A 25,118-nucleotide genomic window follows, 5' to 3' on the forward strand; every position below is an offset into this window, starting at 1 on the left:
TGGATAAGGGTAGTAAGTACACGGTGTTGCCTAATGGTTTTACTGCTCCGGATGACACCCAGGAATTTAAGGCTTGGGAGGTTGATGGTCAGGAAGTGGCGCCGGGTACCAAGATCACTGTTAATGGTGACACGGTTGTGAGGGCTGTTTGGAAGAAGATTCCGGTTTCTGTTCGTTACGACGCTAATGGTGGTAGCGGCAGTATGGATGGCGCGACTGTGGATAAGGGTAGTAAGTACACGGTGTTGCCTAATGGTTTTACTGCTCCGGATGACACCCAGGAATTTAAGGCTTGGTTGGTTGATGGTCAGGAAGTGGCGCCGGGTACCGAGATTACTGTTAATGGTGACACGGTTGTGAAGGCTGTTTGGAAGAAGATTCCGGTTGATAACCCGAATGGTGGAAGCAACAACAATGGCGATGGCGCCACTAAAGCGTCTAAATCCCGTAATTCCGGGAAACTCCCGAAAACTGGATATGCTGGGATGCCGTATCAAGTTGCAGCGATGATTCTTGTTGCTGGCGGATTACTTGTCGCTGGTAGTAAGAAAACCAGAAAGCACTAAAATAAGAGGTTAAAGTAGCCGAAACTGCCTATATGAGTCGACAACGGTTCAGATTATCAACGAGCTGGGGATCAGTGAAACAACGCTGAATCAGTGGTAGCCAACGTATGGGCCGATGAAGCACGAGCGAAGCCAAAGAGCTCCAGCGTCTTCGTGAGGAGAACACTTGCCACAAACGGCCCTCGGGCCAGGCGGAGCTGGAAAAGGCAGCGTGGAAGGAATTATCGGAAGGAAACTTCTAAGCCCCGCTCGCCATCATGATGCCGTGCGGCATCTGGTCGAGCTGGGCTACTCCCAAAGATATGCCCGCTAGATCGTTGGGCTCTCTCGTAGTGCCTATCGGCGTGCCAGAGCCCCTGATCGCGCACCTGATAAGTACGTGTCCTTGCGTGTGCGGATGCGCGAGTTCGCGCGTGATCACCGCCGTTGCTGAACCGGCAAGCGATCTACACCTTCACCTGCAACTGCTTGCGGACAAACCTTTACCGCCCTTTACCGCCTACGGAAACGAGCACCGCAAGTACTGCTCGCACCCGTGCTATATCCGCCACCGCTTTGGCACTCGTGGCTGCAGGCCATGATGGGAGAGATGTTCGATGCCGAAGTCGACCTCGCCCGACAGGTCGCTTTCATTCATCGACTTGCTGAGGCCGGTGCGTTCACCACTCAAGAAACGAACACATTTCTAGCACGGATCGCGAAGGAGTCGGCTGCGGTGGTGGGGGCGCTGATAGTGTGGGTTCGACTGGATAAAACGCAGGTTGAGAGCGTACATGGATACAACAGCCAAACCTCTCGCCAACAAGGGGAACGAGCGGCAGAAGGAGAGTGAAGCACGCGGGTGAGATGAGGGTGATCCCAGCCAAACTCGTGAGGCCGCACAGGTTGAGGGTAGCGGCCTATGCGCGGGTGTCTACCGACCACGAAAAGCCCCGGTTGCCTGCGCGCCCTGATGTGCAATGGGCGAGTGACTGAACATGAAAATCGCGGAACCTCACGCGCACCCAATGTAGACAACACTGACGTAAGAGAGTGCTCAGGACGCCAGCCGGGATCTGGCAGTGAGCTGGTGCGAGCGGAACTGCGTGGCCTCGTCGATGTGAAGAACGCGGACTTCGTCGTGAAACTCGTTCCCGGGTGAGGGGTGCAAGTGAAAGCGCCGAGCCACGCGAGCAGGTATGAACTGAAGGTGGGCGTCGTGAGATGGTAGTCTTTGAGAGCCCCAATAGCTCAGTCGGTCAGAGCAACGGACTCATAATCCGTCGGTCGTCGGTTCAAGCCCGACTTGGGGCACTTTTTTGTAGGCGGGGGCACGGTGCCCCGGTTTGAATGAGGCAGGGATCCATCCGCCGTGACCATCGGGTGTGGGTAGCAGGTCTTGAACCTCAACTTCGAGGAGATCTGCTGTTTCGATGAGGTCTTCAGCGCTCCAGCCGACGTTTCCGCGCACCTTTTTTGAGGCGTTTGTTTGGGCGATACCAAGAGCGCTCGCCAGGCGAGTTTTTGTTAGTCGCCGGTCGAAAAGATACTGGTTCACGATGGAGCCAATGGCTTCGTTTACCGTGTAGTTTGCTGTGATTAGCGTATCTGACATACTCCTAATATACCTAAGTAGTCGCAGAGTGACAACTCTGGCGCGTGACGAAAATTAAGTACTTTGGCATCATATAGGCATGAGTAGTCATAAAATGTCTAGTCGTGCAGATTTGCTCACCCCTAGGGAGGCTTCTGAACTGACGAATCTTGGTACTCCCAGGACCTTTCAACGCTGGGCAAAAATCGGAAAGTTGCCTCATTTGGCTCTGCCGAACGGCAGAGTGATGTTTTATCGACGCGACATTGAAGCTTTGTTGCAGCCGCGGGCTGTTCAAGATGAGGAGGGGGAATTGCCTCGCCCTTTTGAGGATGTTCCCTTGTCTGGTTTTGTGGTGGCGGTGTGAGTGATGTTTTTGCTTTGTGGTGTGAAAGTTGTAGGTGTGCTGCGGGGGTACGCCGCCCAGTTGGTGTGCCTGGGCGGCGTGTGTGCGCAGTCAGCTGCGGCGTGGTGTCGCTATGACAACTCCGTTGTTGTCTCTGACCTCGAGATCTTTGAATTTCAGGTGTGCAGCACCTGTTGCTGTGAAGGTGTCGAGTTCAGATTGGAGGGCTTCAAGGTCCTCCAGGCTCAGTTGGTACCTGATGCCATTGATTCCAATGAACTCCATTGGGGTTCTCCTTTCGGGGTACAACAGTCCCTCTGTTGTCGCCTTGAGGGAGGCAAGAGTTGCTCCTCTTGTCTCCTAGTGGGTAGGGAAGCATCCGCCTTCCCTACCCGCACAACACGTCGAGCGGGGATGCATAAATGTTGTTAGGTTTTGTGCTTTTCTCGAAGAATCAGCGATCAGTGGTTTGTTTAGAAGCTGGAATCGATCAGCATGATGGTCTTTCCTTTGTCTTCAAAGATCGTGTGCAATACCAGTCCGTCATCCATGATTCTTTCGCGGTATGGGATGTTTTCTTGTTCGATCTTCCGCAGGATTCTGCGGTAGCGGAATCGATTGATTCGCTTGAACTTGCCATCAATAGACATGAAGTATTCAGACATGTTGGTGTCCTTTCTGTTGGTGGTGGCAGTCGTGGTCTCTCCTCGGCTGCAACCGGAACGTGTCTGCGTTCCGGGTTGAGAGATGGGATTCTGTGGTCCTGTCTCTTGGTAGGTGGGGGAGCTGGCTACTTCCCCACCTATACATCAAGAGGGGAGTCCTGGGCTGTCTCACCGTCAGTTCAGGATCATCAAAGTACCTTTGCAGACTGAAGAATTAAACCCCTAGACACCTATAGACTCTATTCGTATACTTGTTTACATGAGTAGCGGTGTGCTGAGTTTACGATTGCCAGATGAAACCAAAGCGCGACTTGATGAGCTAAGTGCACGCACGCGCAGGCCTGCGTCGGTGTACGTGCGTGAGGCCTTAGATGAGTATCTTGACGATTTAGAGGACTACTACCTTGGCATACAGTCCTTAGAACAAACCCACCGTACCGGCGTGACATACAGCCTAGACGAGATGCGAGAGCGCCTTGGCCTACACGATTAAGTTCACTGCTGAGGCTGATAAGGAATTAAAACGCCTTGATAAACAGCAGGCGAACCGTATCTTGAACTACCTCGCTCAGATCGAGTCCCTTGATAACCCGCAGGCGCGCGGAAAAGCTCTCACAGGCTCCCTTGGGGGCTTGTGGCGCTACCGGGTAGGCAACTACCGCGTAGTATGCCACATACAAGCACAGGTTCTAATAGTGCTCGTTGTGCGCATAGGCCACCGCCGCGATATCTATAAGCAGACGTGAATACATCACCAATGAGCGAATACACGCTAGCTAACGGCACCACGATCACTGACGCAGACATCGATCAGCTCTGCACCGAGTTTGAATCAGAGTCATGGACAGGCCATCTAGAACGTATCCACCACTGCCCACCAACCTAGAGAATGCTCCCCGCAGGGGGATAAATTGCGATACAGCTGCCGTCCAAGGTGATTGAGTACCGTCAACGAAATTTCAAACGAGAAACTGGTGTTTGGAGTACTCATACGAAGCCTTCAGCGTTCGGCAACCTCATCGTTGATAGCACAACCCAGCATAAGCGTTCCAACGTGTTTACCGAATGGTGGGGGAACTGCGTTGCCAATGAGTTTGCCTCATCGTGCCAAGCCAGCCAACACTTCCCCCAATAGGCACACCACGCACCTTCTCGACTCTTTATCTCGCGCGCCCTTGAGGGGGTTGCGGGCGGGGACGAGGAGGTGTACCCGCCCACGGCGGGGGAGTGGGCGTACCTTGCCTCTTGCCTTTACTTCCCAGCACGCTCAAGAAGCGGTTGGTCGCTAAGAACTCTTGTCTTGTCATGCGTCTGGTATCCCCATCAGTACTCACCTCATCAGCCCCAGGTTGGGGTGTGACAGTGTCAATGGGTGTGACAGTGTTGATGGGCGCATCAGTTTCCAACACAACAGGGCGCTCCAAGACGCCAACATTCGACTGTTTGCGCCCCTGAGTCGCCTGCGAGCGACGCTCGGCAATGTAGGTGCGAAACTCATCGGCAGCACTCAGGTCGTGCATATCCCACGCACTTTGCACGTTCGAAATTTCGCCAATGATACGCAAGGCAGTATCACGTTGTTTTTGGTAGCGCACCGCTTCACTGAGCGCCATAGAAATCTCAATCATGGACGCGGCAATAGCCACACCACGATTGTGTTTACCGAACGCTCGGCTTGCGCGCAGAGCGCGCACACCATTACGAACTGCCAGCGATGAAACCCGATGTTGACGAGGGTCATCTTTGAGTTGAGCAAGACGCCCGAACGCGCGCGCAGTCGCAGCGATATGAGGATGAGTGTTGCCCATATCAAAGGCAAGCGCAGCATACGCGCCTGCTAGATCGCTTGCGACATTCGCTAAACCAACTCTGTCACCAGGAGATAGCGCACGCAATCGCTCAATCGTCTCAACCGCCAAATCAGCAATCGCTCGATCGTCGGTTCAAGCCCGACTTGGGGCACTGCTCCGCTGGCAGTGTCGGTGCGCAGGCGGCGTCTACGGCGACGTGATGGGACATCTTGTGGCTTCGCCGGCTGATGATCCTCAACTGGGGCGAAGTTGATCTGACGGCAATAGATTTTGGGCCGCGCCATAGCTACCTAGTCGGGTGGAGTAGAATCCTCTAGCATGGTTACATGAAGGCTGATACCTGGCGGTTAGGACGGCGACCGGCACTCCATCGAGCTCAAGATCCTCGTCGATGCGAGCCCCTGCGGGCGGTGGTCTTGTTTATTTTTTCTGTTGTTTTATTTCTGCTTTCCGCTACAGGCTTCGTTTGGATTGATTTGTCGCATGATCTTCGCGAGAGAGCTCTTGATACTGCGCAAATTCGTCGGACAGTCTCAAATCAATCTGGTCGCGAAGAAAACGTGACTCCCCTTGCTCCCGGTGAACCGCTGAATATTCTGGTCATAGGAATTGACTCGAGAAAAGAGCAGGCTCCAAAATTTGGTTCTGTTGAAGATGTTAAAGGCATTCGTGGCGATACGACAATTCTTGTGCATGTTTCGGGTAGGCGCGATTCAATGACAATGGTTTCCATTCCGAGGGACTTGATGGTGGAGATTCCGAACTGCCTTCTTTCGAATGGAGAGGAGCTGTCGGCGTCCTATGGGCAGGTAAATTCTGCGATGACCTTGGGATCTGGTGCGAATTACGATATTGCTTACGGTGTCGCTTGTGCGCAGTCGACCATCGAGAACCTTAGTGGGCTTCAAATCGATAACTATGTGGTCCTTGATTTTAAGGGGTTTGAGAATGTGGTGGATGCCCTTGGTGGTGTTTGGTTTGATGTTCCTCAGGATGTTGCTGATCCAGAAGCGAATGCCTATCTTATGGAAGGGTGTCAGCTCTTAAATGGTGAACAGGCATTAGGCTATGCGCGCGCTCGTAAGTCGCTTGGCGATGGGTCTGATACATCTCGAATTGGACGGCAGCAGGAGCTTGTTGCAGCGCTTGTGCGTGAGGTGTCTCGCAAGGTGTCGAGCGGTAATCTGCCGACTCTTGTGACTTTTGTTCGGAGTGTTTTGGCAGCAGTGTATGTCTCTCCTCAGCTCGCGTCTTTTGAAGCGGATCTGTCTTTGTTGGGTGCGGTTGCAAATATTCCTCCGCAGAACGTGCGCCTCATCACGATGCCTCGTGAGCCTTGGGAGGAAGATCCTAATCGAGATCAGCCTCAAGAGCCGTATGCTTCTCAGCTTTGGAACTCTCTTCGTCATGATGAGTCGCTCGTCGACGGAATTGGGTATCTCGCGGGCGATGGTCGGTCGGCTGCGGTGGAGGAGGAGCCTTTGTTGGATCAAGTTGAATCTTCAGCTGACGTGACACACGAAGTGTCGCCGGAGTCCGGCGCGCGTGAGTCACTAGCTTGTCCGCCTAAAGCTCGCTGAGTAGTGTCTTTGGTGACTGAGGAGTCTTGAGGATTTGTGGGCTAATACCCCGAATATGTGTCTTTTCTCGGGCATGTCGGGGTGGTTGAGTGGTCTGCCCAGCCTTAGCTGAGGTAGGAACTAAACTAGGACGTTTCACTTCTGGTCTTATGAGCGGGGCGCTTGAGGATCGTCATCACCACGGCCGGCTGGCAACAGGTTGAAGTCCTGTGCCAGCCGGCCGTGGTTATTGGTTTGAGAAAAAAGAGTGGGGATCAGGGGCGGCGACGCGTAACGAAGGCGGTGACGGTCGCAGCGCCGTTTGAATGACCTCGAGGTAGTTCGTGCGGAACAGGTCGAACGCCCTGCCATCAGCCGCGTATCGACGCGAGAGGCTCAAACGCCGACGAGCGGAGCCCGAAACCGAAGCTTCGGACCCCGCTCGATGCTGTGGCTCCCGTCCATGAGGAACGGCGTGTGATAGAGGCTTAGGCCTCCTGGAGGGCTGCCTTCTCTTCCTTGCTTAGGCGCGCGATTCCAATGCCGGTCGCCCCCCAAAGCATCGCGAAGCAGATGGCGATCCAGTTGCACACGGCCCACGGCAGGTACGCGAGGGTGGCGACTCCGAGCGTGCCCGCCATATAGGCGCCAGCAGACGTCCAGGGGAGGATCGGCTCCCACAGAGTCGCCGAGTCCTCGATCGTCCGTGAGAGGTTCTTCGGGTCGAGCCCTCGTTTGATGTACTCACCCCGGAGCATCTCGCCGGGGATAAGGAGGGATACCTGGCCGTTCGAGGTGATGCCGATTGTTGCGAGGCCCGTGACGATAGTCGCGACGATGAGGCCAAAGGTTCCCTTAACCGGCTTGAGGAGGGTGGAGATGAGCACGTCGAGCGATCCGGAGACCGAGACGACGCCAGCGAAGGTGATCGCGCAGAAGCAGATGAGGAGGACGGACATCATCGAGTTCATGCCGCCCCGATTGAGGAGTCGCGTGACATCCTCGATGACGGACGAGGCGTCGAATCCGGCCTTCCCGACCATCTCGACATCGAATCCGTTGACGGCAGCGACGACGGTGTTCTTGAAGGAGATGCCCTCGAAGACGACAGCGTTGAACATCGCGACGGCGCTGGACACGAGGATGACGGGAATTGTTGGCTTCTTCCACATTGAGCCGCCGAGGACGATGATTACGGGAACGAGGAGGAGCAGGTTCCAGGAGAACGCGGAGTCGAGGGTTGAGAGGATCGTTGCGACCTTTGCCGGAACCTCTCCGCCCTTGAGACCGAGTCCGGCGATGAGGAAAACGAGGGCAGCCGTGAGGAAGGACGGAAGCGTCGTCCACAGAAGATGGCGGATGTGCGTGAACAGGTTGACGCCCGTTGCCATCGACGCGATGTTCGTCGTGTCGGACAGGGGAGAGAGCTTGTCGCCAAAGTAGGCGCCTGAGACGACCGCGCCCGCGACCATCGGGAGGTTTGCGTCCATTCCGACGGCGACTCCCATGAATGCGACGCCGACCGTGCCAGCGGAGCCCCAGGAGGTTCCTGTACACAGGGAGACGATCGCGGTGACGACGAGGGCGATCACGGCGAGGAACTGTGGGTCAATGATCTTCAAGCCGTAGTAAATGAGCATCGGGATTGTGCCGCCAGCCATCCACGTTCCGATCAGCATGCCGACGGAGATGAGGATGAGGATTGCGGGCATCGTCTTCGCGATCTTCTCCGCGACCGAGTCCATGATCTCGTTCCACGAGTACCCGAGACGCCAGGCGACCAGGCCAGCGATGACAGCCGAGGCGATGAGGAGGGGTTCGACCGGGAGCTCGGCGAAGATGTAGCCACCGCCGAGCAGTACGATGAGGGTGACAACGGGGATCGCTGCCATAGCGATCGACGGTCTTCGGTGCGAATCGGGCATCGGAGTCTGCGGGGCGGATTGGGTGGGGGAATCGAGTGACATCATCGTCCTTTCGTGCAGGTCAGCGAGTGCTGACATCGGTGGTGCTGTGTGTGAGAAGTGGGGGGAACTCGTCGAGAAGCCGACTGAGAGCGTCAAGGAGTTCGGATTCGGGCAGTGCCACGTTGATTCGGAACCAACCGGAGAATCCCGCTCCGAAATCGGCGCCGTCGCTGACGGCGACCCGAGAGCGTGTGGAGGCGTCCTCGAGTTCGGCGGATCCCTTGAGATAGTCGCGTGCGTCGATCCACAGCAGGTACGTGCCGTCCGGATCTGAGATAGTCGCCCGCGGAAGGCGCTCGGCGAGGAGTGTGCGGGCTGCACGCAGGTTGGCGTCCACGCGCATGAGGAGTGCATCGACCCACGCGTCGCCCTTCGTCCATGCGGCGAGTGCTGCGGGAATGGCGAAGTAATTTGGGTTGTGGAGCCCGGCGCGTCGCTTCGCGATCTCGAGTGTTTCCCCGAGAGCGCCGTGAACGCATATCGCGGTCGCCTCAAGACCCGCGATCGAGAATGTCTTGCCGGGCGAGGCGCATTGGATGATCCGCCCTGACTCCCACAGGTCGGGGGCAACGAGGGCGATCGGCGTATAGCGACAACGGCCCGGCCGTTCAAAGTCGGCGTGGATGTCGTCGGAGAAGATGAGGGTCCCATAGGTGCGCGCGAGGTCGGCGACCCCTTCGAGTTCCTTTCGCGTCCACACTCGACCGGTTGGGTTGTGAGGGTTCGTCCACAGGAGAATATCTGCCCGACTCATCGCCTCTTCGAGCGCCGCGAAATCGACGCGTGCGTCGCCGGCGGAATCGAGGATCTCCACGCGTTCGATGGTGGCGCCCGCGCGATCGCAGACCTCGAGGAGGGGCGAGTAGGCGGGATCGAGAGTGCAGACTTTTGCGGGCGACTTCGTCTGGTGGGGAATGATGTCGTTGACGAGGGCGGAGACGCAGTTGACGACTCGGGGGAAGAAATGGACGTCGGTGGGATCGAGGTCCCATGCGTGGCGACGAGACTGCCATGCGCTTGCGGCGCGGGCGAAGTCGTCGAAGACCTCAGTGTATCCGTAGGTGCCGTGCTTGGCGGCGGCGACCACAGCTGCCACGACCTCCGGGCAGGTGCGGAATTCCATGTCGGCGATTGACAGGGAATAGGCGTCAGTTCCGAGCGGAGCTGCGAGGAGGTCCCACTTGGCGCTGTGGGTGCCTCGCCGATCAAGGTGGCTCGTGAAATCGAATTCTGGACGGCTCACTTCTTCTCGCTTTCGATCTCGTTGAGGTAGTTGTAAATGGAGAATCGCGTGCAGTGGAGGGCTTCGCCGGCCATTTCCGCGGCGTCCCGCAGGAGGAAGAAGCCCCTCGCTTTAAGGAGTCGAACGACCTCGACCTTGTGCTCCTTCCTCATCTCGTCGACCCGAACCCCCGACTCTGCAACGGCCCTTGAGAGGAGGAGCGTCGCGAGTTCGTCGACGTCTCTCACGAAAACTTCGGTCGTCACCTGCTCCTCTTCGGCGCACATTGGGAGCGAGAGGCCCGCGAGCGCGCCCGTGAGGGAGTGAAGGGCCTCCCAGCCGGAGATGTCACGGTTGATGCACAGGGCAGCGACGGGCTGGTTGGTCGAGTCGCGGATGATGACAGTTGTTGAGAGAAGCTCTTTGTCGCTCGGAGACGTTGTCCGGTATCCGATGCTGGTGCGCAGATTTCCGGAGGCAACGGCGTCGAGGAGCTTGTCGGTCGCCGGATCGCCGATCGATCGACCGGTGACATCGCCGCTTATCGCGATGATCGAGTTCGGGAGCTGAGTGAGATCGTGAACGATGACCTCGGCGGGTCCGACGAGTGTTGCTCGCATTGGTTCAACCAGCTGTTGAAGGGTGGAGATAATTTGATCGTGCTCGTTCAGCTTCGACGATGAAGCGGTCATGGAGAACCCCCGGTTTTGGCTCTTTCAATTCGGTTATCTTAGTTACAAAACTGGCCCACGTCAACAAACTGTTGAAATAAGTTGTGTCTGCGGTTCGCTGTCCCGCCCTCTTGTTGCCTTGCCGCCTCCCCGGTTTATGTGGTGCGCAGACGGGGTGGGGTGTAATGTCTGCACGAAATCTTGACAGCGGGGGGGGGGGGGGGAGTGAAAGACTCCTGTTTGTGTGGAGTGTGGTTAGCGTGTATGCGCTATAGCACCGAAGCATTCAAGAAGAAGTTTCATTGAACACAGTGTGAGTTGAATCCCTAGGGGGAAGAATGTTTGTCAAGAAGTTTGGCGTAGCCCTTGCGGCTGGCCTGGTCGCTGTGGCCTGTGCGACGCCTGCGGCGCTCGCTGCGGATGCGGTCAAGGATGCCGAGGCTGCGGTGAAGAGCGCGCAGCTCGATGTCGATTACTTCTGCACTACGGAGTCTGACTACTACGACATGGCGAAGTGTGCGGATGCCGAGGCGACTCTCGCCAAAGCGAACGCGGCACTTGAGGCCGCTAAGGCTGCTGCTGCCGCGCCTGCCGATGTCGCCTCTCCGGTCCCGGACCAGACGAAGGCTGATCTCGCAGATAAAAAGCTCGATGCCCAGTACTTCTGTGCTGAGGGTACTGAGTACTACGACATGGTGAAGTGCGCTAACCTCACTGCACAGATCAAGGATCTTGAGAAGAAGGACGCCGAACTCGATGTCACTTGGTTCTGCACTGAGGGTACTGAGTACTACGACATGGTGAAGTGCGCGGACGCGCAGGCGCGTCTTGGCGCTGGCTCTAACGCCACCCCCGATGCTCCGGCGGTCACCCCCGATACTCCGAGTACTGCTCCCGACAATTCGCACTCCGATACCCCGAAGCCTGCTACTGATGTGAAGGCCCCCAAGGCCAAGGGCAAGGAGGGTAAAGGCAACCTTGCCAAGACCGGTGCGAGCTTCGCCCCTCTTATGGGCGCGGCTGCTGCCATCGCTCTCGCGGGTGGCGTCATGGTCGCCCGCAAGCGCGCCTGAGTTACATCTGAGCGGATCTCTCCCGCTCTCTGAACGTGTGGCCCCGATTCTTCGGAATCGGGGCCACAAGTCTTGCAGGAGACCTTCGAGGTGGGTGTTCCGTAGGGCGTGACGTGCGTGTTCGTCATTCTTGGAACGACTGCTCCTGAGATGAATGGACTAGATGTACTGTTCAGAGTGATTGGTTAATTGTGTGATGGGGGTTTGCTGTCGCAGGCCTGAGTGGGGTTTGTGGTGATTGGGGAAGTGGAGTCAGCCGTCCAGGGCATCGCGTCGTTGTTGTTCGCAGGCGTAGCGCGTCGAGTGAATTGGTCTACGACACGTAGTCGTTCATCAATCGTCCTCACTGATAGAGAGCGTGAGGACATCTCTACAGTCCATAGTCGAGCGAGCTATTCAAAGGGAATAACAGTTTTGAGCATGACTGAAGTTTCAGCCATTACCACTGACAAACATGCCCAATTATTGAAAAACAAGCATTGCTGGCACTGCCATCACTGCCGGCAGTGCCATAGCGGCCAGCATTGCCATAGTTGCTGGCAATACGAGTAGAAAGAAAAGTGAAGGGTAGAGCCAGTGTGGTTGCGATGCCGAAAATGAGTGGAACCCTCTGCCCGACCCGTAATGAAATAGGTCAAGGGTTCGATTCCCACAGGTGGCTACACTAGGGTGTCGATTTGATGAGTTGGCGTTCGCGTTAGCGGGTGTGCCTCAAGGGGGTATGGTGAGAACCTATAAGTCGGGCGACGAGCTGACTGCTCAGATCATGAAGTGTGGCAAGCTTTTTATTGCTGAGTTCACGGACGTGTCTGATGCCGGTTGGGATCGTCTGGTTGATGGGGTTGATCGTACGCCTCGGCAGATGGTTGCATATCAGCTTGGTTGGATGGAGCTGCTGCTTGGTTGGGAGCGCGGGGAGCAAGCAGGCAAGCAGGTGATGACGCCGGCTCCTGGTTTTAAGTGGAATCAATTGGGTGGCTTGTATGAGCAGTTTTATCGACGCTGGGAACAGGCCTCGCCTGAAGATTTGATTGACCAGTTCGGGATTCTGCTCGATGAAGTAATTCAAATGACGGGCGGTATGACTGACTCGGAGTTGTTTGAGCCCGGTCAGCGAGCCTGGGCGTCGTCTACGCCCTCACAGTGGCCAGTATGGAAATGGGTTCATATCAACACGGTGGCTCCGTTTACCACTTTTCGCGCCAAGATTCGGAAGTGGAAGAAACTGGGAGGCTACTAGCCGAGTGGCATGGTGATTTCGGTGCCCGGTTCATGTATTCATGTAGATGAACCATCTTGTCTTTACCGATGACAATGTGGTCAATGAGGGTCCTCCATTGGGGCGCCTGACCTTCGTAATCCAACGGGATTTCTGACAGTGTGGTCAATGAGGACACTCCATTGGGACGGCTGAAAAGTTGGATCGGCTGATCGACAGACCGAACGTCTTCCCCATCTGCCCGAGTGCTGATTTCGGCAGCCCACAGTGCTCAGCCATCTTCGCTCCGAACCAGTGTGTCGCGTTCGCAAGCGTTGACTTCAGCGTATCGACCGCGAGCTACTCAACATGCTCGACACTCATCAGCACAGGACGACCCGTCCGTGCTTATCAGCCAGCCCATCTAGACGCTTGTCCAGGAACCGGGTGGGCCATGTGCGCATCGTCGGCACCGACGCCCTCAAATGCCACAACATCTGCGCGTTGGAGACATCCAGCGAACAAGCCCCTACCGAAACGACTGGGACTAACCTTCGAGCAACACATTTTGTCCTATAACCCACCTTTTGGCTCTGTGGCGACAAGTCGGAGATTGCGTCGGAATTGGATCCGCAAATCCTCGTCTGCCCTGCGAATTCAGTGGGAAGTCCTCGTGTGATATCCGTGCCGGGTCGGACCGGGTGAGTGCGGGGCTATGTCCGTGCCGGGTCGGGCTGGTCGAGGAGGTCGCGCAGGGGGGCGTAGTGGAGTTCGACCGCGGCGTAGTAGTCGTCGAGGTCGCCCTTCTCGCAGGCGTCGAGGATCGCGTCGTGGGCTGTGGCCGTGAGTATGGAGGTTTCACGTTCGGCTTGGCGCAGGGTGGGGCCGACGGTCCGGTGGATGAGCCACATGGCCGAAGTGAGCTGACTGAGGATCCTGTTGTTGAGGTAGTTCAGCAGTCCGAGGTGGAAGTTGATGTCCTGTTCGTAGTAGCTCTCGCCCTTCTCAGCGCGCTCGCGCATGTTGGCGACGCAACGCCGGAGCTGAGGGTTGCGCGTTCCCCGTATGGCCCTGACGAGATCGACGCCAATGCCGAGGTCGAGCGCCTTGCGGATGTCGACGACTTCGGCAAGGGACTTGTAGCCGTCGCCGGCGTCGAGGGCGGAGCGGAGGATGAGGGTCTCGACGAGCGGGTCGAGGGACATCGCGCCGACGAAGCTTCCTGATCCCCGCCGGGAGTGGACGATGTCGAGCGCATCGAGTTTGCGTATGGCCTCGCGCACGGAGGAACGCGAAACACCGAGATCCGCACAGAGCTCCGCCTCGGTGGGCAGAGGGTCCCCGGTTTGAAGCTCGTGGGCAAGAATATAGCGCTTAATCGCATCCATCGTCATCGCGGAGCGGTTCGCTGAAGGGTCTTCGGGCGTCGAGTTCTTCACCTTTGAGAGCATATCAGTCGCATAATCCCGAGGGTAAGCGCTGCCGTTATCAAATTGATATATTGTGTGGCCCCCGTTCGGTAGAAAACTGCTTGCGCAAAGTTGTCAGACAACATATAGTCATTTTCTATCGGAAGCGAGACATCCCCTCGTGACCGTTCGACACTCGATGATGAGGAGAGAACTTATGCGGATTGGAAAACGCTACGCCGGGGGCATCGCCCTCATGGCGACGGCCGCACTGACACTCGCCGCCTGTGGCGGCGGATCCACGACAGATACCATGGCCAGCGGTGACGCCCCTGCGACCGAACTCGGCGGCGAGATCAACGCCGGTGTCGCCTACGAGACCACCGACTACAGCTCGATCACCTCCTCGGCGCTCGCCGTCGGATCGAACCTCCAGGTCCTCGAAGGCCTCTACCAGCTCGACATGTCCACCTACAAGCCCTTCCCCGCCCTCGCGAGCGGCGACCCGGTGGCGATCTCCGACACCGAGTACGAGATCACCCTCCGCGACGGTGCGAAGTTCTCCGACGGCAAGGATGTCACCACCGAGGACGTCCTGAGCTCCTACGGCCGCACGACCGCCGAAGGCTCGATCTACGGCCAGTTCTTCGACTTCGTGAAGTCCGTGACCGCCAAAGACGACAAGACGATCACCGTCGAACTCAACTATCCCTTCCCCAACCTCGCCGCCCGCTTCGCGGACATGAAGGTCGTCCCGACCGCCATGACCGACGACGAACTCAAGGCGCACCCGATCGGCACAGGCCCCTACAAGTATGAGTCGATCACGCCGACCGAGATCACCGCGGTGCCCAATGAGTTCTACAACGGCGCACACCCGGCCACCGTCAAGACTCTTCACTGGCACGTCCTCAAGGATGATTCCGCGCGCCTCGCCGCCGCCCTCGACGGCACGACCGATGTCATGGAAGCGGTTCCCGCCTCTGCGGTCGACCAGCTCAAGGCCGCTGGCTGGACGGTCGACTCCGTGCCCGGCTATGGCAACCCCTTCCTCATGTTCAACATGACGAAGGCCCCCTTCAACGACGCGAAGGTCCGCCAAGCGATCCACAAGGCAATCGACAAGCAGAAGCTCATTGAGGTCGGTATGGAAGGCGAGGCCGTTGAGGCAACCTCCTTCCTCCCCGAGTCGAACCCGGCCTACAAGAAGACCACGACTCAGCTTTCCTACGATCTCGAGGGCGCCAAGGCTCTCCTCGCCGAGGCGGGCGTCTCCGGCCTTACTGTCAACCTCGTGACGACCGATCACCCGTGGATCACCAACCTCGTCCCGCAGATCAAGTCCGACCTCGAAGCCCTCGGCCTCACCGTTAACCACTCACCGATGGCCTCAGCGGACCTTTACGCGAACGTCACCGACGTTGACGAGCCGACCTATGACATCGTCTTAGCCCCCGGCGACCCCTCGGTCTTCGGCGCCGATCCGGGCATCATCCTCTCGTGGTGGAACGGCGACAACGTCTGGACCCAGAAGCGCACCTTCTGGCAGCAGGCAGATCCGGAGAGCTTCCAGGCATTCCAGACCCTCTTCAAAGACGCGCTCCAGCTCGACGGTGACGCCGCGAAGCAGAAGTGGGGCGAGGCCCAGGACCTCCTCGCCGAGCAGGCAGTTGTCTACCCCCTCTTCCACAAGAACATGCTCACCGCATACAACGGCGAGAAGCTCGACGGCTTCAAGTCGATCGCTGCGACGGGCATTCAGCTCATCGACGTCAAGGTCAAGTGAGCTGACCCCGGCCAGGGGACGCGCCCTCGGCTCCTGATCGCTAGACGATCTGAGCCACGATGAGGGACGTGCTCGGCCGGAACGACAACCGGAATACATGAAGGAGGGGCGGTGTGCCCCGCGCCGCCGCCCCTCCTTCATGTTGCGGGACGAACGAATCAGGAGTGAAGCCGTGCCGTCTCCAGGAGTGAAGCAGTGAACAATCTATTGAGACTTATCGGGCGACGTCTGCTCGCCCTGCCGATCATGATTATCGGCGTCTCCGCCCTCGTCTTTTTCATCATGTCGCTTTCACCGATCGACCCGGCCTATTCGGCGCTCGGTGAAACGGCGAGCCCCGAGGCCCTCGAGGCCTACCGGATCGAGCATGGGCTCAAGGACCCGTTGCTCGTCCAGTACGGCAACTACCTTCTCGGAATGCTCCACGGGGACCTCGGCACATACGGGGTCGGCACCGGAAACCGGGTTTCCGACCTCATCGGCACCGCGCTCCCGATCACCATGCAGCTCACCTTCCTCGGCCTGCTCTTCGCGATCCTCATCTCCTTCCCGCTCGGCGTGCTCGCTGCCCTCTACCGGGACTCCTGGCCCGACCAGCTGATCCGTGTCTTCTCCGTCATCGCGATCGGCACCCCCTCCTTCTGGCTCGCCGCCCTCCTCGTCATGACCTTTGTCCAGATGCTCCCCGTCTCCGGTGCTCTCCCGCACTTTAGCGACGATCCCATCGGCTGGTTCCTGCGCATGCTGTTGCCCTCCATCGCCCTCGCCGTCCCCGTCGTCGGTCAGATGACCCGGGTCGTGCGCACCTCGATGGTCGAAGAGCTGGATCGCGACTACGTTCGCACCGCCCTCGGCGCTGGTATCCCGAAATGGATCGTCGTCGCCCGTAACGTCCTGCGCAATGCCCTCATCACCCCCGTGACCGTCCTCGGTTTGAGGATCGGCTACCTCATGGGTGGCGCGGTCGTCATCGAGATCATCTTCTCGATTGACGGCATGGGCAAGGCGGTCCTCCTCAAAGGCATCCAGCAAAACTGGGTGACCCTCGTCCAAGGCGGGGCGCTCGTCGTCGCGATTGCGTTCATCGTCGTCAACATCATCGTCGACATGCTCTACCTGCTCATTAACCCGCGAATCCGATCGGTGTGATGATGAATCAGAAGCTTAAACTCGACAAGGTCACACGCCCAGGCTCACGCTTCACGCGGATCTCAGCGATGTCTCTCGGATCGAAGATCTCGATCCTCGTCCTCGCCCTCATCCTCCTCGTGTCCTTCCTCGCGCCTGTCATTTCCCCCTACTCTCCTGAGGAGATCTTCACGAAGTGGGAGGCTCCGAGCGCCGCCCACATCTTCGGCACCGATCACATCGGTCGCGACATCCTCGCGCGCGTCCTGTACGGCGGGCGTTACTCGATGATGATCGGCCTGTTCTCGATGCTCATCGCCCTCCTCTTCGGCGCGATCATCGGCTCGATCGCCGCAGTCGTGCGCAAGTCGCTCGCCGAACTCATCATGCGCATCCTTGACGTCATCATGGCTGTCCCCGGCATTGCGATGGCCGCCGTCACGGTTCTGGTCTTCGGCCGCACGCTGCAGGCTTCAGGTAATGCTGTCGGCCTCGTTGTCGTCATCATCGCCTCCATCGCCTTCGTCTACATCCCCCAACTCGCGAGGATCGTAAGGGCGAACGTCATAGCGGCCTACGGCGAGGACTACGTTCGCGCGGTCATCGTCTCGGGCGCGAAAGCGCCCTGGATCCTCGTCAAGCACGTCATGCGCAACACCGCGGCCCCCGTCCTCGTCTTCGCGACGGTCCTCGTCGCCGATGCGATCATCCTCGAGGCGTCCCTGACCTTCATCGGCTCAGGACTGCCCGCGACGATGGTTCCGACCTGGGGCAACGTCCTGTCTGAAGCCTCCTCGAACCTGTCGGTCATGCTCGGCAAATGGTGGACCGCCTTCTTCCCGGGCATGATTATCACTGCGACCGTCCTCTGCCTCAACATCCTCTCCGAGGGCATTACCGACGCCATGGTCGCCGCCCCGAAGGGGCCGGCCGTCGCCCAGGTCTCCTCTGATTCCGAGCGTGAGGCCGACCGCCTCCTTCTCGATCCGCGTCGCGCGCACGCCGAGCAGGCCGAGTCCCTCCAGGCCAGCCTCGACGCGCTCGAGAGCATTGAGGAGAAGCGTGACGACCGCTTCGCCCCGGCGTCCGAGGCGGCGCCTCTCCTTGAGGTGAAGAACCTGAGCATCCGCTTCCCCAATCACGGGGAGGTCGACGTCGTCGACCGCGTCTCCTTCGCCGTCAAGCCCGGCGAGACGATGGGCCTCGTCGGCGAATCTGGATGTGGCAAGTCGATCACCGCCTTGTCGATCATGGGGCTCATCAACCCGAAGGCGAAGCTCGCGGGGGAGATCCTCTACCAGGGGAGGAACCTCCTGGAGATGAAGCCGGAGGAGCGCCAGGGTCTTCTCGGCAACGAGATGGCGATGATCTACCAGGATGCCCTCTCCTCTCTCAACCCGGCCATGCTCATCAAAGCCCAGATGAAACAGCTGACCAGCCGTGGCGGCACCCGGAGCGCCGAAGAACTCCTCGAACTCGTTGGCCTCGACCCGAAGCGGACCCTCGAGTCCTACCCGCACGAGCTCTCGGGTGGCCAGCGCCAGCGTGTCCTCATCGCTATGGCCCTCACCCGCGACCCGAAGCTCATCATCGCTGATGAGCCGACCACGGCCCTCGACGTCACCGTCCAGAAGCAGGTAATCGCCCTCCTCAACGACCTGCGCGAGAAGCTTGGCTTCGCGATGATCTTTGTCTCCCACGACATTGCCCTCGTCGCCGAGGTCGCCCACTCGATCACGGTGATGTACGCGGGCCAGGTCGTCGAGCAGGGGCCGACCTCCGAACTCCTCATGAACCCGACCCACGAGTACACGCGTGGCCTTCTCGGTGCGGTCCTCTCGATCGAAGCGGGCAAGGGCAGGCTCCACCAGGTGCCGGGCTCTGTCCCCTCGCCGAGAGACTTCCCCAAGGGCGACCGCTTCGCCCCGCGGAGTTCGCACCCGGACTACGGCCTCGACATCCGCCCGGTTCTCACCGAGGTTGGACCCGATCACGTCTATGCGGCCCTGCCGCCCGAACCGGGCGCCCTCGTTGGCGCGAAGGAGGCTGAATGATGAGCGAGAGCACCCCGATCATCGAACTCCAGGACGTCCACGTCACCTTCGCCTCGAGAACGGGCTCCCTGTTCCGCCCGAACCAGGTCAAGGCCGTGCGCGGCGTGACCATGCGCGTCGAGAAGGGACAGACGCTCGGGATCGTCGGCGAGTCCGGCTGCGGCAAGTCGACGACCGCAAACGTCATGTGCGGCCTCGTCGCCCCGACCTCCGGCAAGGTCTTCTTCAAGGGTGAGGAGGTGACGAAGCGGACCGCAGAGTCACGCAGGCGCATTGGTCGGGTCGTCTCGGTCGTCTTCCAGGACCCGGCGACCGCCCTCAACCCCCGTATGGTCGTCCGCGACCAGCTTGCTGACCCGATGCGTGTTCACAGGATCGGTACCGAGACCGAGCGGATGAAGCGAGTTCGCGAGCTCATCTCGATGGTGGGCTTGCCCGCTTCGGCGCTCGACACCTTGCCCGGTCAGCTCTCGGGTGGCCAGCGCCAGAGGGTCGCGATCGCCCGGGCGCTCGCGGTCGGCCCGGACGCGATCATCGCTGATGAGCCGACCTCCGCGCTCGACGTGTCGGTTCGCGCCCAAGTGCTCAACCTCCTCATGGATCTCAAGCGCGAGCTCGACCTTGCGATGGTCTTCATTTCCCATGACATTCAGACGGTTCGCTACATCTCGGATCGGATCGCAGTCATGAACGCCGGCGTTGTCGTCGAAGAGGGCCCCGCCGCCGAGCTCCTCGCGAATCCGCGTGACCCCTACACCCGCACCCTCCTCGGAGCCGCTCCCTCGCTCCTCCACCCCACGATCGAAGGAATCGCATGAACACCCCTATTACGGGAGTCGTCCCCCCGCTCGTCGTCCCCCTCAAGGACGGCACTCTCGACCTCCCGTCGCTCGAACGCCACATCGAGCGGATGCTCGCGGCGGGCATCCACGGCCTCTTCGTCAACGGTTCGAGTGGCGAGGTTGCCTTCTCGGGCGACGAGCGCCGTGACCGAGTTCTCGAGGAAGCCCTGCGCATTGTCGATGGCAGAATCCCGGTGCTGGCCGGCGTCATCGACACGGAGACCGAACGCGTTCTAGCGCACATGCGCCGAGCCGAGACCCTCGGCGCGAATGTGATCGTGGCGACCGCGCCCTTCTACGCCCTGCAGGGCGAGACCGAGGTGGCCGAGCACTTCCGGATCCTGCGCCAGGAGACGAGCCTGCCCCTGTTCGCCTACGACATTCCGGTGTGCGTCCATTGGAAGCTCTCGAACCCCCTGCTTCTCGAGCTCGGTGCCGAGGGTGTCCTCCAGGGCGTCAAGGATTCCTCCGGCGATGACGTCGCCTTCCGCTGGCTTGCCCTGGCCAACGAGAAGATCGGCCATCCGCTCAGCCTGCTCACCGGTCATGAGGTCGTTGTCGACGGCGCCTACATGTCGGGCGCCGACGGCTGCGTCCCGGGTCTGGGCAACGTCGACCCGGCAGCTTACGTTCGCCAATGGAACGCCTACCGGGCGGGCGACTGGGCCACGGTGCGCGCCGAACAGGACCGTCTCGCGGAGCTCATGCGTATCGTCCAGGTCAAGGGCATCCAGGGCTTTGGCGCGGGCGCCGGAGCCTTCAAGACGGCTCTCAAGGCGCTCGGCGTCTTCGAGTCCAACGAGATGCCGCGTCCGGTCAAGGCACTCGCGGGTGAGAACTACGCGTGGGTCGAGACAGTTCTGCGCGAGGTTGGTCTGAACTCGTGAGTACCCTCCTCGCCCTCGACATCGGCGGCACGAAGGTCGCATGGGCGGTCGTTAACGCGCAAGACCTGGCCGTCGAGGAGCGCGGGGAGATCGCGACCCTTGCGCACGAGGGCGGGGCCGCAGTGGCCCGACGGATCGGAGCTGAAACGGCCCGCATCCTCGGCACCCGCCCCGATATCGAGGGGATCGCCGTCGCCAGTGCGGGGGTCGTAGATTCCGAGACGGGGCGGATCGTGTCGGCGACAAACACGATGCCGGGCTGGGGCGGTACCGAGCTTGCGCGCATCCTGCGTGAGGCGAGCGGTGTGAGCGCCGTCGAGATCCTCAACGATGTCCACGCCCACGGGCTTGGCGAAGCACGTCTCGGCGTGGGGCGCGGCAAGGAGACGGTGCTCGTGCTCGCGATCGGCACGGGGATCGGCGGGGCGCTCATCGTCGGCGGCGAGCCCGCCCTCGGCGATCACTTCCTCGCCGGTCACTTTGGCCACATCCATCATCACCTCGGATCGGGGATGCCCTGCTCCTGCGGTCGCGAGGGTCATATCGAGGCATTCTGCTCCGGTTCGGGCATCACCGCCTGGTACGAGTCCCGACGTGGCCCGGGTGACCCCGCAGCGGCGAATGGCCGGGAGCTTCAGGCGCTCGCCGATTCGGGGCACGGACTCGCGAACGCCTGCTTCACCGAATCTGGGTGGGCAATCGGCGAGTGCCTTGGCTCCCTTGCCAACTGCCTCGATCCTTCCCTCATCGTCTTGTCGGGATCGATGACGCGTTCGGGCCCGCTCTGGTGGGAGGCCGTCAAGAAGGGCTACGTCGAGCAGGCAATGAACGGGGTCGCCGATATCGGCATCGTGCCTGGGAGACTGGGCGGTGACGCCCCGCTCCTCGGGGCGGTCCTCCACTTCCTCAATCGTCACAGCTCCGCGCTCAAGGACTAGTGGCGCCCCATCCGTCGTCGTCGCGACTCATGTGCGCGACTCATGTAAAAGAAGGAACATCGATATGCATCCGATCATCGAAGGACTGCGCGGGAAGCTCATTGTCTCCGTCCAGGCCTACCCGGGCGAGCCGATGCGCAACCCCGAAACGATGGCACAGATCGCCCGGTCCGCCGAGATCGGTGGGGCTGCTGCGATCCGCTGCCAGGGACTCTCGGACATCGCAGCCATCAAAGGCCGCGTCGAGGTCCCGGTCATTGGCCTGTGGAAGGAGGGACACGAGGGCGTGTACATCACGCCTTCGCTCCGCCATGCGAAGGCCTGCCAGATGGCCGGAGCGGACATCGTCGCGATTGACGCGACTTCGCGTCCGCGGCTCGACGCCCTGAGCTTCGCCGAGACGACGGCTGCCATGCACGCCGAGGGTGCCCTCGTCATGGCGGACTGCGGCTCTTACGAGGACGCGAAGAACGCCTACGATGCCGGCGCCGACATCCTCTCGACGACACTCGCCGGGTACACGGGCGATCGCCCCCAGACGGAGGGCCCCGATATTGAACTGCTGACCGAGGTCGTGACGGCCTTCCCGGACCGGCCAGTCATCTGCGAGGGCCGAGTCCACACACCCTCCGATGCCGTAGCCGCCTTCGACGCGGGGGCCTTCGCCGTGATCGTCGGGACGGCGATCACCCACCCGACCCGCATCACTACCTGGTTCACGAAAGCGATCGAGAACCGCTGAATCCCGCATACTCTGCGGTGAGCGTGGCATCCGTGCTCACCGCAGACCCGACGCGCGTACCGGAAAGAGAAGGAGAGGTAATGAGGAGCCGAGCGATCATCTCGGGCCAGCCTGAGAAAGGGGCGATCATCGCCTTCGCGGACCCGGGGCGGGCCTTCGCCCTCGCCGATGCGCTCGAGGGGCTGGTTGATTTCTGGCGCCTCGTCGTCGCGGATATTCCCGCTCCGCCTGCGGGGGCCGCCCCCGATGTGGCCTCTGATGTGGCCCTCGCCTTTGCGATCGAACAGCTTCGCCGCATCCCTATGGGCGTTGCGGTCCTCGTCGGAGCGGGAGCAGTCGGATCCCGCCTCGCAGCAGCGGTTGCCCGCGGGTTACCCTCATCCTGCCGGGCACTGTTCCTCACCGACGAGGAGGCATGCGCCTCCCTCTGTCCGGCGCCTGGCCCCGCCCACGGCGAGGGTGCCCCCGGAGTGCGCGCGCCCGCGGTCTTCATTGCCGAGGACGCCCTGCCCGTAACCCTGCGCGAACTCCTCGATTCCGCGGCAGAAGCCGAGATCGCGCACCCCTGGATTCTCCCGGAGATCGAAGAGCTGATCGCAGCGAATCCCCAGGCCCCGCACATGGACCTCGCGACCGCCCGCGAACGCGGCGAGCGCATGAATCCCCCGATGGATCCTCCGGCCGATTGCGAGTTCGTCATCGAGGAACTCGCGGGTGTCGAGAACCGGATCATGACCCCGGCGGGGAAGCGAACCGGGCTGGTCCTCTTCGTCATCCACGGCGGAGGCTACGTCATGGGGAGCGCCCGTTTCGAGGACCAGCGGTGCGCCGATATCCTTCGCTCCTTCACGCCCCCGCTTTTCGGGGGCTCGGATCTCGCAGTGACAACCGTCGTCCCGGAGTACGCGCTCGCTCCCGAGCACCCCCATCCGGCGGGGCTTGAGGACACGCTCGCCTCGCTCCGCGCCGTATTCGAGCGCTACCCGGATACACCGATCATCCTGTACGGGGATTCCGCGGGTTCGGGAATGGCGAACCAGGTGCTGCGCCGACTCGGCTCGGTCGAGCTTGAGCGGATCCGCGGGGCGATCCTGCTGGAGCCCTGTTTGGACCCGGCGTTCGACTCACTCTCGACCTGGGAAAACCGCAAGGGACCCGGGTGGACGCGTCAACTCGCCGTCGACTCCTGGCGGGCCTATCTCGGCGATGACGCCAAGCCCTGGGAGATCCATCCTCCCGTGCGCGAGCTGCCAGCCGAATTCCCGCCCATCCAGGTCTTCGTCAACGCGGCGGATCCTTTGAGGGATGAGGCGCTGGAGTGGGCTTTTGATCTCGCCCGTGCGGGTGTCAAGGTCGAACTCCATTCCTTCCCGGGCACGACGCACGGTTGGCTCTCCGTTCCGGGCACCCAGATCTGGGAGAGAGTGAAAGGCGAAATGCGCTCATTCTTCGAGTTCTGCCTCAAAGAGGAGCCCGGGTCCCTAGCCTGAGAGCCGGGCCACCGCATCGCATCAGACTTCCGCATATGAACTAAGAAAGGACTCGCCATGCGAATCGCTATCGTCAGTACTCCCGAGGAAATTGCGCGCCTCGCGGCGGACCGGATCGAAGAGGTATACCGGTCCAAGCCCGATTTTGTCCTCGGCCTCGCGACAGGATCGTCGCCGATCTGCCTGTACGACGAGCTTGTCCGTCGCTACGAGGCAGGTGAGATCTCGTTTGCGAAGGTTCGCTCCTACAACCTCGACGAGTACGTCGGTCTTCCGAAGGATCATTTCGAAGGCTATATGAATTTCATCCGCCGGCATCTCGTCGGTCGCGTCGATATGCCTGAGGGTGCGGCGCACGGCCCGGACGGCTGGTGCGAGGATCTTGACGAGGGCGCCCGCCTGTACGACGAGGCGATTAAGGCCGAGGGCGGCATCGACATTCAGGTGCTCGGCATCGGTTCGGACGGTCACATCGGTTTCAATGAGCCCGGTGGCTCGCTGACGTCGCGCACGCACGTCGGCGTCCTCACGGAGCAGACGCGTCGCGACAACGCCCGCTTCTTCGATGGTGACATCGACGCGGTTCCGACGCACTGCGTGACGCAGGGCATTGGCACAATCATGGATTCGAAGGCGCACGTCTTCATGGCGACCGGCAAGGGCAAGGCCCGCGCGGTCAAGGAGATGATTGAGGGCGGTGTTTCGCAGCGCTGGCCCGCGACGGCTCTCCAGTACCACGACGACGTCCTTGTCCTCCTTGACGAGGATGCCGCCAGCGAGCTCGAACTCAAGGACTTCTACAAGGAGGTGTGGGAGAAGGAGCACGCCTGATCCCACTCTCGCGGGGTCCTGCGCGTCGGAAACGAGCGCGGGACCCCGTTTTGTGTTGTCGCGGGTGAGAGGGTAGCTGTTCTTGTGGGCGTGTCACGTACGCCCAGGTTTGCGAGTGTCTGTCTTCGTGCCCTCTGTTGGATGCGATGCTGGAGGATGCGAGCCCACGGCCACTACGGGGACGGGCTTAATTTCACGCGCGACGGCTGAAATGCTTCGGGAGAAGCTCGACCGAAGGAGAGCCGGTGTTGCCTGCGGGACGCGGAGGCGGGTGGAGGCTGTGCCAGTGCCAGTGCCAGTGCCAGTGCCAAAATCAGACTCAAAGTCAAAGTCAGCGCCACCACAAAATCAACGCCAGCG

27 protein-coding genes and 1 tRNA gene are annotated in these 25,118 nt (G+C 60.2%); 20 read left to right on the forward strand and 8 right to left on the reverse strand.

The features are described 5' to 3' along the window. The 4 genes from QP109_RS00005 to QP109_RS00020 all read left to right on the forward strand — a co-directional run. Window positions 1-566, forward strand: a 566-nt coding sequence (locus tag QP109_RS00005; protein WP_285022540.1) for an LPXTG cell wall anchor domain-containing protein, incomplete at its 5' end; no start/stop codon positions are given. A gap of 577 nt (window positions 567-1,143) precedes the next feature. Next, the gene (locus tag QP109_RS00010) at window positions 1,144-1,398 is read left to right on the forward strand and encodes a hypothetical protein (RefSeq protein WP_285022541.1); all 255 of its coding nucleotides are present in this window, start codon (window positions 1,144-1,146) and stop codon (window positions 1,396-1,398) included. A gap of 135 nt (window positions 1,399-1,533) precedes the next feature. Beyond that, entirely contained in the window at window positions 1,534-1,707 is a 174-nt protein-coding gene (locus QP109_RS00015; RefSeq protein WP_285022542.1) for a hypothetical protein, read from the forward strand. 78 nt (window positions 1,708-1,785) lie between these two features. Then, window positions 1,786-1,859 (forward strand) — tRNA-Ile (locus QP109_RS00020). Here the strand turns inward: QP109_RS00020 and QP109_RS09225 are convergent. Further along, on the reverse strand, window positions 1,819-2,160 hold the full coding sequence (locus QP109_RS09225; protein ID WP_133122019.1) for a helix-turn-helix domain-containing protein: 342 nt from the start codon (window positions 2,158-2,160) through the stop codon (window positions 1,819-1,821). The two genes, QP109_RS00020 and QP109_RS09225, sit on opposite strands and share 41 nt — an antisense overlap. Window positions 2,161-2,239: 79 nt before the next feature. On the opposite strand from QP109_RS09225, the gene QP109_RS00025 reads away from it, so the two are divergent. Then, on the forward strand, window positions 2,240-2,506 hold the full coding sequence (locus tag QP109_RS00025; protein ID WP_101628365.1) for a helix-turn-helix domain-containing protein: 267 nt from the start codon (window positions 2,240-2,242) through the stop codon (window positions 2,504-2,506). A 90-nt stretch (window positions 2,507-2,596) separates the two neighbouring features. On the opposite strand, the gene QP109_RS00030 is transcribed toward QP109_RS00025, so the two are convergent. Then, window positions 2,597-2,770 (reverse strand): hypothetical protein, encoded by a 174-nt coding sequence (locus QP109_RS00030; RefSeq protein WP_165778234.1) that lies wholly within the window; start codon window positions 2,768-2,770, stop codon window positions 2,597-2,599. A gap of 188 nt (window positions 2,771-2,958) precedes the next feature. Then, complete coding sequence (locus QP109_RS00035; protein WP_101628364.1) at window positions 2,959-3,150, reverse strand: hypothetical protein; 192 nt, start codon at window positions 3,148-3,150, stop codon at window positions 2,959-2,961. A gap of 259 nt (window positions 3,151-3,409) precedes the next feature. Here QP109_RS00035 and relB point away from each other — a divergent pair, with 259 nt between their 5' ends. From relB to QP109_RS00050, 3 genes are read left to right on the forward strand one after another with little or no spacing between them, the layout of a single operon-like run. Next, window positions 3,410-3,643 carry a type II toxin-antitoxin system RelB family antitoxin gene (gene relB / locus QP109_RS00040; protein ID WP_101628363.1) on the forward strand — a complete coding sequence of 78 codons (234 nt, stop codon included), beginning with the start codon at window positions 3,410-3,412 and terminating at the stop codon, window positions 3,641-3,643. Next, the gene (locus tag QP109_RS00045) at window positions 3,627-3,896 is read left to right on the forward strand and encodes a type II toxin-antitoxin system RelE family toxin (protein WP_101628362.1); all 270 of its coding nucleotides are present in this window, start codon (window positions 3,627-3,629) and stop codon (window positions 3,894-3,896) included. The genes relB and QP109_RS00045 overlap by 17 nt, the downstream gene beginning before the upstream one ends. 11 nt (window positions 3,897-3,907) lie before the next feature. Continuing rightward, window positions 3,908-4,036 carry a hypothetical protein gene (locus QP109_RS00050; RefSeq protein ID WP_279352835.1) on the forward strand — a complete coding sequence of 43 codons (129 nt, stop codon included), beginning with the start codon at window positions 3,908-3,910 and terminating at the stop codon, window positions 4,034-4,036. 274 nt (window positions 4,037-4,310) lie between these two features. On the opposite strand, the gene QP109_RS00055 is transcribed toward QP109_RS00050, so the two are convergent. Continuing rightward, window positions 4,311-5,045, reverse strand: coding sequence for a hypothetical protein (locus tag QP109_RS00055; protein WP_285022543.1), 735 nt, complete (start codon window positions 5,043-5,045; stop codon window positions 4,311-4,313). Between the two features lie 242 nt (window positions 5,046-5,287). Here QP109_RS00055 and QP109_RS00060 point away from each other — a divergent pair, with 242 nt between their 5' ends. Then, the gene (locus QP109_RS00060) at window positions 5,288-6,541 is read left to right on the forward strand and encodes an LCP family protein (protein WP_101628016.1); all 1,254 of its coding nucleotides are present in this window, start codon (window positions 5,288-5,290) and stop codon (window positions 6,539-6,541) included. A 467-nt stretch (window positions 6,542-7,008) separates the two neighbouring features. Here QP109_RS00060 and nhaC read toward each other — a convergent pair whose 3' ends face one another. From nhaC to QP109_RS00075, 3 genes are read right to left on the reverse strand one after another with little or no spacing between them, the layout of a single operon-like run. Next, on the reverse strand, window positions 7,009-8,490 hold the full coding sequence (nhaC, locus tag QP109_RS00065; RefSeq protein WP_285022544.1) for a Na+/H+ antiporter NhaC: 1,482 nt from the start codon (window positions 8,488-8,490) through the stop codon (window positions 7,009-7,011). Window positions 8,491-8,506: 16 nt separating this feature from the next. Next, window positions 8,507-9,730 carry a MalY/PatB family protein gene (locus tag QP109_RS00070; protein WP_285022545.1) on the reverse strand — a complete coding sequence of 408 codons (1,224 nt, stop codon included), beginning with the start codon at window positions 9,728-9,730 and terminating at the stop codon, window positions 8,507-8,509. After that, window positions 9,727-10,401: a helix-turn-helix transcriptional regulator gene (locus QP109_RS00075; protein ID WP_285022546.1), complete on the reverse strand. Its 675-nt coding sequence runs from the start codon at window positions 10,399-10,401 to the stop codon at window positions 9,727-9,729. Before QP109_RS00075 ends, QP109_RS00070 begins: the two co-directional genes overlap by 4 nt. A gap of 317 nt (window positions 10,402-10,718) precedes the next feature. Here QP109_RS00075 and QP109_RS00080 point away from each other — a divergent pair, with 317 nt between their 5' ends. Both QP109_RS00080 and QP109_RS00085 read left to right on the forward strand, forming a co-directional pair. Then, entirely contained in the window at window positions 10,719-11,453 is a 735-nt protein-coding gene (locus tag QP109_RS00080; protein WP_101628014.1) for a hypothetical protein, read from the forward strand. A 721-nt stretch (window positions 11,454-12,174) separates the two neighbouring features. Continuing rightward, window positions 12,175-12,693 (forward strand): ClbS/DfsB family four-helix bundle protein, encoded by a 519-nt coding sequence (locus tag QP109_RS00085; protein WP_101628028.1) that lies wholly within the window; start codon window positions 12,175-12,177, stop codon window positions 12,691-12,693. 671 nt (window positions 12,694-13,364) lie between these two features. On the opposite strand, the gene QP109_RS00090 is transcribed toward QP109_RS00085, so the two are convergent. Beyond that, window positions 13,365-14,090, reverse strand: a complete 726-nt coding sequence (locus QP109_RS00090; RefSeq protein ID WP_285022547.1) for a FadR/GntR family transcriptional regulator — start codon at window positions 14,088-14,090, stop codon at window positions 13,365-13,367. A 187-nt stretch (window positions 14,091-14,277) separates the two neighbouring features. Between QP109_RS00090 and QP109_RS00095 the strand changes: the two genes are divergently transcribed. The 9 genes from QP109_RS00095 (at window position 14,278) to nagB (ending at window position 24,758) form a co-directional block, all read left to right on the forward strand. Then, window positions 14,278-15,846, forward strand: a complete 1,569-nt coding sequence (locus QP109_RS00095) for an ABC transporter substrate-binding protein (protein WP_285022548.1) — start codon at window positions 14,278-14,280, stop codon at window positions 15,844-15,846. Window positions 15,847-16,041: 195 nt separating this feature from the next. After that, complete coding sequence (locus QP109_RS00100) at window positions 16,042-16,995, forward strand: ABC transporter permease (protein WP_101628012.1); 954 nt, start codon at window positions 16,042-16,044, stop codon at window positions 16,993-16,995. Between the two features lie 2 nt (window positions 16,996-16,997). After that, complete coding sequence (locus tag QP109_RS00105; RefSeq protein WP_101628011.1) at window positions 16,998-19,028, forward strand: dipeptide/oligopeptide/nickel ABC transporter permease/ATP-binding protein; 2,031 nt, start codon at window positions 16,998-17,000, stop codon at window positions 19,026-19,028. Next, on the forward strand, window positions 19,028-19,846 hold the full coding sequence (locus QP109_RS00110) for an ABC transporter ATP-binding protein (RefSeq protein WP_101628026.1): 819 nt from the start codon (window positions 19,028-19,030) through the stop codon (window positions 19,844-19,846). Before QP109_RS00105 ends, QP109_RS00110 begins: the two co-directional genes overlap by 1 nt. Continuing rightward, the gene (locus tag QP109_RS00115; protein ID WP_101628010.1) at window positions 19,843-20,757 is read left to right on the forward strand and encodes a dihydrodipicolinate synthase family protein; all 915 of its coding nucleotides are present in this window, start codon (window positions 19,843-19,845) and stop codon (window positions 20,755-20,757) included. Before QP109_RS00110 ends, QP109_RS00115 begins: the two co-directional genes overlap by 4 nt. Next, on the forward strand, window positions 20,754-21,695 hold the full coding sequence (locus tag QP109_RS00120; protein ID WP_285022549.1) for an ROK family protein: 942 nt from the start codon (window positions 20,754-20,756) through the stop codon (window positions 21,693-21,695). Before QP109_RS00115 ends, QP109_RS00120 begins: the two co-directional genes overlap by 4 nt. A gap of 64 nt (window positions 21,696-21,759) precedes the next feature. Then, window positions 21,760-22,437, forward strand: a complete 678-nt coding sequence (locus QP109_RS00125; RefSeq protein WP_101628008.1) for an N-acetylmannosamine-6-phosphate 2-epimerase — start codon at window positions 21,760-21,762, stop codon at window positions 22,435-22,437. A gap of 80 nt (window positions 22,438-22,517) precedes the next feature. After that, the gene (locus tag QP109_RS00130) at window positions 22,518-23,927 is read left to right on the forward strand and encodes an alpha/beta hydrolase fold domain-containing protein (protein WP_285022550.1); all 1,410 of its coding nucleotides are present in this window, start codon (window positions 22,518-22,520) and stop codon (window positions 23,925-23,927) included. Between the two features lie 57 nt (window positions 23,928-23,984). Next, window positions 23,985-24,758: a glucosamine-6-phosphate deaminase gene (gene nagB / locus QP109_RS00135; protein ID WP_270771531.1), complete on the forward strand. Its 774-nt coding sequence runs from the start codon at window positions 23,985-23,987 to the stop codon at window positions 24,756-24,758. Window positions 24,759-25,118: the final 360 nt, after the last annotated feature.

This window comes from Pauljensenia sp. UMB9872 (genome assembly GCF_030212665.1).
Lineage (GTDB): Bacteria > Actinomycetota > Actinomycetes > Actinomycetales > Actinomycetaceae > Pauljensenia > Pauljensenia turicensis_B.

What these genes read in the sequence shown, in the direction of transcription:
- QP109_RS00010 (WP_285022541.1), top strand. Translation starts at nt 1,144, where the DNA reads ATGATGGGAGAGATGTTCGATGCCGAAGTCGACCTCGCCCGACAGGTC.
- QP109_RS09225 (WP_133122019.1), bottom strand. Translation starts at nt 2,160, where the DNA reads ATGTCAGATACGCTAATCACAGCAAACTACACGGTAAACGAAGCCATT.
- QP109_RS00025 (WP_101628365.1), top strand. Translation starts at nt 2,240, where the DNA reads ATGAGTAGTCATAAAATGTCTAGTCGTGCAGATTTGCTCACCCCTAGG.
- QP109_RS00030 (WP_165778234.1), bottom strand. Translation starts at nt 2,770, where the DNA reads ATGGAGTTCATTGGAATCAATGGCATCAGGTACCAACTGAGCCTGGAG.
- QP109_RS00035 (WP_101628364.1), bottom strand. Translation starts at nt 3,150, where the DNA reads ATGTCTGAATACTTCATGTCTATTGATGGCAAGTTCAAGCGAATCAAT.
- relB (WP_101628363.1), top strand. Translation starts at nt 3,410, where the DNA reads ATGAGTAGCGGTGTGCTGAGTTTACGATTGCCAGATGAAACCAAAGCG.
- QP109_RS00050 (WP_279352835.1), top strand. Translation starts at nt 3,908, where the DNA reads ATGAGCGAATACACGCTAGCTAACGGCACCACGATCACTGACGCAGAC.
- QP109_RS00060 (WP_101628016.1), top strand. Translation starts at nt 5,288, where the DNA reads ATGAAGGCTGATACCTGGCGGTTAGGACGGCGACCGGCACTCCATCGA.
- nhaC (WP_285022544.1), bottom strand. Translation starts at nt 8,490, where the DNA reads ATGATGTCACTCGATTCCCCCACCCAATCCGCCCCGCAGACTCCGATG.
- QP109_RS00075 (WP_285022546.1), bottom strand. Translation starts at nt 10,401, where the DNA reads ATGACCGCTTCATCGTCGAAGCTGAACGAGCACGATCAAATTATCTCC.
- QP109_RS00080 (WP_101628014.1), top strand. Translation starts at nt 10,719, where the DNA reads ATGTTTGTCAAGAAGTTTGGCGTAGCCCTTGCGGCTGGCCTGGTCGCT.
- QP109_RS00085 (WP_101628028.1), top strand. Translation starts at nt 12,175, where the DNA reads ATGGTGAGAACCTATAAGTCGGGCGACGAGCTGACTGCTCAGATCATG.
- QP109_RS00095 (WP_285022548.1), top strand. Translation starts at nt 14,278, where the DNA reads ATGCGGATTGGAAAACGCTACGCCGGGGGCATCGCCCTCATGGCGACG.
- QP109_RS00105 (WP_101628011.1), top strand. Translation starts at nt 16,998, where the DNA reads ATGAATCAGAAGCTTAAACTCGACAAGGTCACACGCCCAGGCTCACGC.
- QP109_RS00110 (WP_101628026.1), top strand. Translation starts at nt 19,028, where the DNA reads ATGAGCGAGAGCACCCCGATCATCGAACTCCAGGACGTCCACGTCACC.
- QP109_RS00115 (WP_101628010.1), top strand. Translation starts at nt 19,843, where the DNA reads ATGAACACCCCTATTACGGGAGTCGTCCCCCCGCTCGTCGTCCCCCTC.
- QP109_RS00125 (WP_101628008.1), top strand. Translation starts at nt 21,760, where the DNA reads ATGCATCCGATCATCGAAGGACTGCGCGGGAAGCTCATTGTCTCCGTC.
- QP109_RS00130 (WP_285022550.1), top strand. Translation starts at nt 22,518, where the DNA reads ATGAGGAGCCGAGCGATCATCTCGGGCCAGCCTGAGAAAGGGGCGATC.
- nagB (WP_270771531.1), top strand. Translation starts at nt 23,985, where the DNA reads ATGCGAATCGCTATCGTCAGTACTCCCGAGGAAATTGCGCGCCTCGCG.